The following is a 5,469-nucleotide window of genomic DNA, read 5'->3' on the forward strand; positions in this document are numbered from 1 at the left end:
ACTCGTCAGCAACCGTCTCAGCGCCGGCGTTGAGACGGTTGCTGACGAGTACACGATGCAGCGAAAGCGCAACCCAACAGCATCGGTCGATGTCACAGTCTTCGCGGTTCCACACCGCACAAGCGAAGACGAGCACGTCTGGTTCGTGACGAGTTTGGACGTAGATTCATCGACAGCGAGCGCATACGCGGCAGCGTTCCGCCGCCGCTGGGGGATCGAAACGTCATATCGCCAGCTCGGCGATTTCCTCCCGAGAACGTCGTTGTCGACGTTCTCGGTGCGACTGTTCTACTTTCTATTCGCGGTCTCGTTGTACAATCTGTGGGTGTTAGCCAACGTTTTAGCCTCAACTGGAACCGTTCCAGAGACACCACTGATCTCAACACGAATCTTCTGTAGATTCGTTCTCTCAACCGACTACGGCTGAATAGACATTCGAGTCCGACCGGGATGACCGGTGAGTGCGCCCTGTTGGAGAGAGGCATCGCTCGGGAGCGCCGCTGGCGCGGCGCTCCCTCGCTCTCTCAGAGAATCGATTACAGCCCAATTCGCCACAGTATCGAGGTCTACGATCTCAACGACTCGCTCAACACGTAGCAGAATCTGATTCGGCAACTACTGTTCAGAGCGGGGAGGATGTCAACGCGGGGCGCCGTCTGTGAGTTTCTGCCGAGGGCTGTCCGTGAGCTACCGCGCCGGGGTGATCTGTGAACTACGGCGCGGCAGCCGTTGTATCGTTAGCCGGTGGATCGAACGGAGATTGATCACGAGTTCGTCGAATGCTTGCTCTGGCCCCCTTTCTCAAAGAGGATGATGCCAAGCCGTGCGAACCGACTGAACATAGCGGTAAATTAGTTCGTCATACGCTTTGTCACCTGATCTGCGCAACTCAAGAGATGCGACAGAACTCCAATAGACAATTTTGAATTAGCCTATCTCAAAATAGGCTATTCGGAAGTATTATTCTCCGTCACGGTGGAGCAGGTGTATGGACCACTTCGTGAATCGGGACGACGAACTCTCTCGGCTACGCGGATGCTACGAATCTGACGACGCAGAAATGGTCGTGGTTTTCGGTCGGCGACGCCTCGGGAAGACACAGCTCGTCCAGCGCTCGCTCTCTGATCGTGACGACGCAGTCGTCTATCAGGCCACGGAGACCACCTCCCAGATACAGCTTGACGAGTTCGTCGATGTCGCCTCTGAAAACTTTCCCGGCATCACGCAGATCAAACAGAACTGGGAAGCGTTGCTCGGATATCTGGGGAATCAGGACGGAATTGTGGTACTTGACGAGTTCCCCTACCTCATCGACGCCGACAAGAGCCTCCCCTCAGTCATTCAGCGACTGTGGGACCAGCGGCTCCAGAACACCTCGGGAACACTCATTCTGGTCGGATCGTCGATCAGTATGATGGAAGAAGCGATGCTTCTCGGGAACAGTCCCTTGTACGGACGATTCACCGAACGACTTGACCTCCGGCCCCTCGATTTTGCCGCTGCACAGGAGTTCGTTCCGGACGAGTGTTCGCCCGAAGAGCGGATTTTCACGTGGGGAATCTTCGGCGGCGTTCCGTACTATCTCGATGGCGTCGATCTCGGACAGGACCTCGGAACGGTTCTCACCGAGGAACTGCTCACCCAGAAAGGATATCTCCATAACGAACCGGAGTACGTGCTCCGCACCGAACTCACGGACCCGAACCGATACTTTGCGATCCTCACCGCCATCGCCGCGGGAAAGACAACGTCGAACGAGATCGCTCAAGCGATAGGAATCGCTGGGAAACAGATATCGACGTACACACAGAAGTTGGAGCGTCTGCGGCTCATCGAGCGAGAGGTCCCAATCACCGAAGAGAAGGCGAAGTCACGCCGGGGACGCTATCGAATCCTCGATCCTCTGTTCCGATTCTGGTTCCGTTTCGTCTACGGCAAGGAAGATCGATACGAACGGCTCGGAGAGAATGCCTACGACGCGGTTATTGAGCCGGAACTGCCCGATTTCGTGAGTCACGAATTCGAGAGACTTTGTCAAGACGCGCTCCCGGGGCTCTACCCCGCAGAGACGTTCCTCGATATCGGTCGCTGGTGGTACAAGGAACACGAAGTTGACGTCGTCGGATTCACCACGGATGGGACAATGTTCGTAGGAGAATGCAAGTTCACGAACGCACCGCTTGACTACAAAGCACTCTCCTCGCTCGAAGACCATGCCGCCGAGATACGCTGGATGCCGGACGGCGATGAGAGGGATACTGAGTACGCCTTATTCACCCGGAATGGTGCGACACAGTCCGTTCAAGAAGCTGTGTCCGAGCGCGATGACGTACGACTGTTCGATCTCGGAGATATTACGGAACACGCTTGACCTCCTCCCGCACCTGAAGACGCGGGGATCCCACGGGAGCTCGCATTCGGAGACGCAACTATCACCGCGTACATGGAGCGAGAAGGCATCGAGTACCTGTACTCATTCGACGGCGACTTCGACGCGCTTGATGACGTCACACGGCTTGAAACGGCGCTCTTATGTAGAAACGCGGAAAGCCCGCATAATTACACTAAGACAGTTCTAATCTGGCGATATGTCTTCTGCTCAGCCAGCGTTCGGCGGGATGTTTCGGCAGTTGATCGAGCTAGGAGTCATCGAGATCAACACTGAGCCGCTCGATGCCCGCATCGAGCGGCGGCTCAAGCAGTTCTGGGAGAATACATCCTGTCCTCGCTGCGGTCACCAGAGCATTATGACGTGGGAGAAACACGACCGAGTTCGGTGTCGTAATTGCGAATTTAAGCCAGTATACACCCATGGAACGCCATTTCACGAGAAGCACCTCACCGCAGGAGAGGTGCTTCTCGCTTTCACCCTCTACGCAGATACACTGCTGAGCATCAACCAGATTGCGCCGCTGCTTGGTCGCGCTTACAAAACTATCCACACGGCGATTCGGGAGGCGGAAGCCGCGGTTCAGCGCGGCTTCCCCGTCAGCTGGGAGCTGCTTAATCAGACCATCAATGGACCGACGCAGGTCGACGAATCTGGCAAGGTCTGTTCTGGGTATAAAGGCCAAGAGCCGCCGCGAAACAGCCGTTCTCGCGGCGGCTCGTCGCAGACTGGTCGATCACGCTGCGAGGGCGTCACGGTGACCAGCTGACGCTCGTCGCGGCGTGCCGCGACTCACTTCGTGTGATTCGCGGACAGCGCGGGATCGACTACGAAGGCGATCTTGAGCCAGTGATTCAGGAGGCTGAAGACCTCTCCCAGCGGCTGGGAGAGGTCTGGACAGATGGACTCCAAGCGTACCGCGAGATGGATCGGGATCACCGAACGGTCGTCCACAAAGAGAGGTACGTATCGCCTGACGGAGTCCACATCAATCAGGCAGAATGCCTGTTTTCGCTTGTTCAACCGTGGCTGCGGAAGTTTCGCGGCCTGTCCAAGCAAGGCTTGGAACAGGCCGCTCGTACATTCGGTGTCGTCAGATCGCTGAATCTCACAGGCGCATCCGTCGATATCACCATCGACTGCCTTGTTATGGGGACTTTCCGTAGTTCTACATAAGAGCGTCACAACTAAAAATCGGGAACAGCGTTCGAATCGGCGTATACTGTTGGGTGGTTCTTGTCAAGTCGAGTGGGATGCGGTCCGCTGTTGGATCCGTTTGTATCCCTCGAATTGGGTGCGAGGGAGTTGGGTGAGAGTGATGCCCAGTGCCCTCTCGTACAACGATGAAACAACCATCGAGAGCTCTGCGTGTGGCTCTGCTCGCGTCGCCGCCAACACAATCAGCGTGGCGAGCGGTCACACGTACGAGAAGGTCAGTTGTATCGAATCAAGCGGCCCTCCAGGTGAAAGAACACGAGCAGTGGTCGACAGTCGGCCACCGACGAGCAGGTGCTCAGTCAGCGTCGGATATCGAGGAGGAACGGACAGCATGAGCGACGACGAGTTTCGACAGGCCGTCCGCGACGCGTGGGGTGGTGCGTGTCTTGTCTGTGGGCGGTCACCTGAAAGCTGGCTGAACACTACCCAAGGAGAGCGGCGGCAGGACGTGCTCTCACTTCACCACGTCAACGGCGATGACACCGACGATCGCGTCGCCAACGTGATCCCGCTGTGTCAGAGTTGTCACGTCCATATCCACAAGGTGGACGCGCCGCCTTACCGGCAGTGGCACCGGCAGCTCCCGATCGAACACCGGAACGCGTGGAACGCCCACTACAAGGAGTACTACGAGGGACCGCGGATTAGTAGTGACGAGGCAGAACGGCTGTTCGGTGACGACGAGAGGATGCCAGCCAGTGAGAAATATCGTCGCCACGAGCCGGACGTGGGTGCGGACGCAGCCGGATCTGTGGAGTCGACGTCGGATGCTCCCGGTGAGGGGGATGCCGAGGCTTCGTTGGCTAATGACGGCAAAGCGGACGCTGCGACCGAAGCAGACTCTGGTCAAGGGCCGACTGCTGACACTGATGCGGTCAGTATCAGCTTCGTTCCAACGGGGTCGCCACGGCGTCGGATCCGGTTCGTCGAACGCGACGACGGACCGGGGTGGTGGCGGATCGACGATGAGTGGACTGGCTGTCGATGGCGGCCAGTGGGGCGGGAACCGGTGACGGATGTAGACGTGGGTTGTGGAGGTGAGTTCACCACGGAGTAGTGTCACTCCCGGTAGAGATACGTGACTAGGCCGCTGGTGAGACGCCAGTGAACGATATGCGTTTTGTGGTAGCTAAGTCAACTACCCCACCCTACTTCGCTCAGTCTACTGACTTCGCTCGTTGAGGGAGTGGCTTGTCCGTGAGCTCGGCCTCAAACCCGTCCGGGTGGGCGGTGAATCCGCCACTCGGCGTCACCGTTCCAGACTTCAGGGCGAGCTGACTGTCGCCCGTCCGCCGAGACGACTGTTGGCCTCGACGGACGTACCGCATCCCGATGTTCTTCGCCGCGTTGTAGTCTGCGTTCGCCTCTGCTCCGCACTTCACACACCGGAAGTCGCTGCGAGTTGTGCGATTCTCCTCTGCTGTGAACCCGCACTCGGCGCACCGCTGTGACGTGTAGGCCGACCCCACTTGCTTCACCGAGATACTGACGGCTTCGGCTTTGTACTCCACTTGCTCGTACAGCGTACGGAACGCCCACTTGTGCCCCCACGACGCGCCTGTGCGGTCGCGGATGTCGGTCAAGTCCTCGAACACGATCATGTCGCACTCGTATCGGAGTGCTTCGTCCACGATCTCGTTCGACACCCGGTGAAGCACGTCGCGGACGTATCGGAGTTCCCGGCCACTTGATTGTTCGAGCGTTCGGTGTGCGCTTCGCGTTCCGGTCTGTTGGAGTCCGGCACGCACCTTCTCGAACTCGCGGAGGTTGTGGGTCAACTCCCGCCCACTGATGAACTGGGCGGTGCTGGTGACGGCGAGGTCTTCGATACCGAGGTCGACCCCGAGGACCGTTCCGTCCTC

At 58.1% G+C, this 5,469-nt stretch carries 3 protein-coding genes and 3 pseudogenes; 5 read left to right on the forward strand and 1 reads right to left on the reverse strand.

From position 1 onward, the window contains the following. From DJ69_RS10850 to DJ69_RS18390, 5 genes and pseudogenes are all read left to right on the forward strand, one after another. Positions 1 to 427: pseudogene (locus DJ69_RS10850) on the forward strand (transposase); the annotation flags it as partial. 561 nt (positions 428 to 988) lie between these two features. Further along, positions 989 to 2,371, forward strand: coding sequence for an ATP-binding protein (locus DJ69_RS10855; protein ID WP_099255627.1), 1,383 nt, complete (start codon positions 989 to 991; stop codon positions 2,369 to 2,371). Positions 2,372 to 2,407: 36 nt separating this feature from the next. Continuing rightward, positions 2,408 to 2,527: pseudogene (locus DJ69_RS18835) on the forward strand (VapC toxin family PIN domain ribonuclease); the annotation flags it as partial. Positions 2,528 to 2,588: 61 nt separating this feature from the next. Further along, positions 2,589 to 3,565 (forward strand): annotated as a pseudogene (locus DJ69_RS10865) (IS1595 family transposase). 373 nt (positions 3,566 to 3,938) lie between these two features. After that, positions 3,939 to 4,664: an HNH endonuclease gene (locus tag DJ69_RS18390; RefSeq protein WP_180271791.1), complete on the forward strand. Its 726-nt coding sequence runs from the start codon at positions 3,939 to 3,941 to the stop codon at positions 4,662 to 4,664. Positions 4,665 to 4,764: 100 nt separating this feature from the next. Here DJ69_RS18390 and DJ69_RS10880 read toward each other — a convergent pair. Beyond that, the coding region (locus DJ69_RS10880; RefSeq protein ID WP_144050424.1) for an RNA-guided endonuclease InsQ/TnpB family protein at positions 4,765 to 5,469 on the reverse strand (705 nt) is incomplete at its 5' end.

It is taken from the genome of Halorubrum persicum (genome assembly GCF_002727125.1).
In the GTDB taxonomy this organism is placed as follows: Archaea; Halobacteriota; Halobacteria; order Halobacteriales; family Haloferacaceae; genus Halorubrum; species Halorubrum persicum.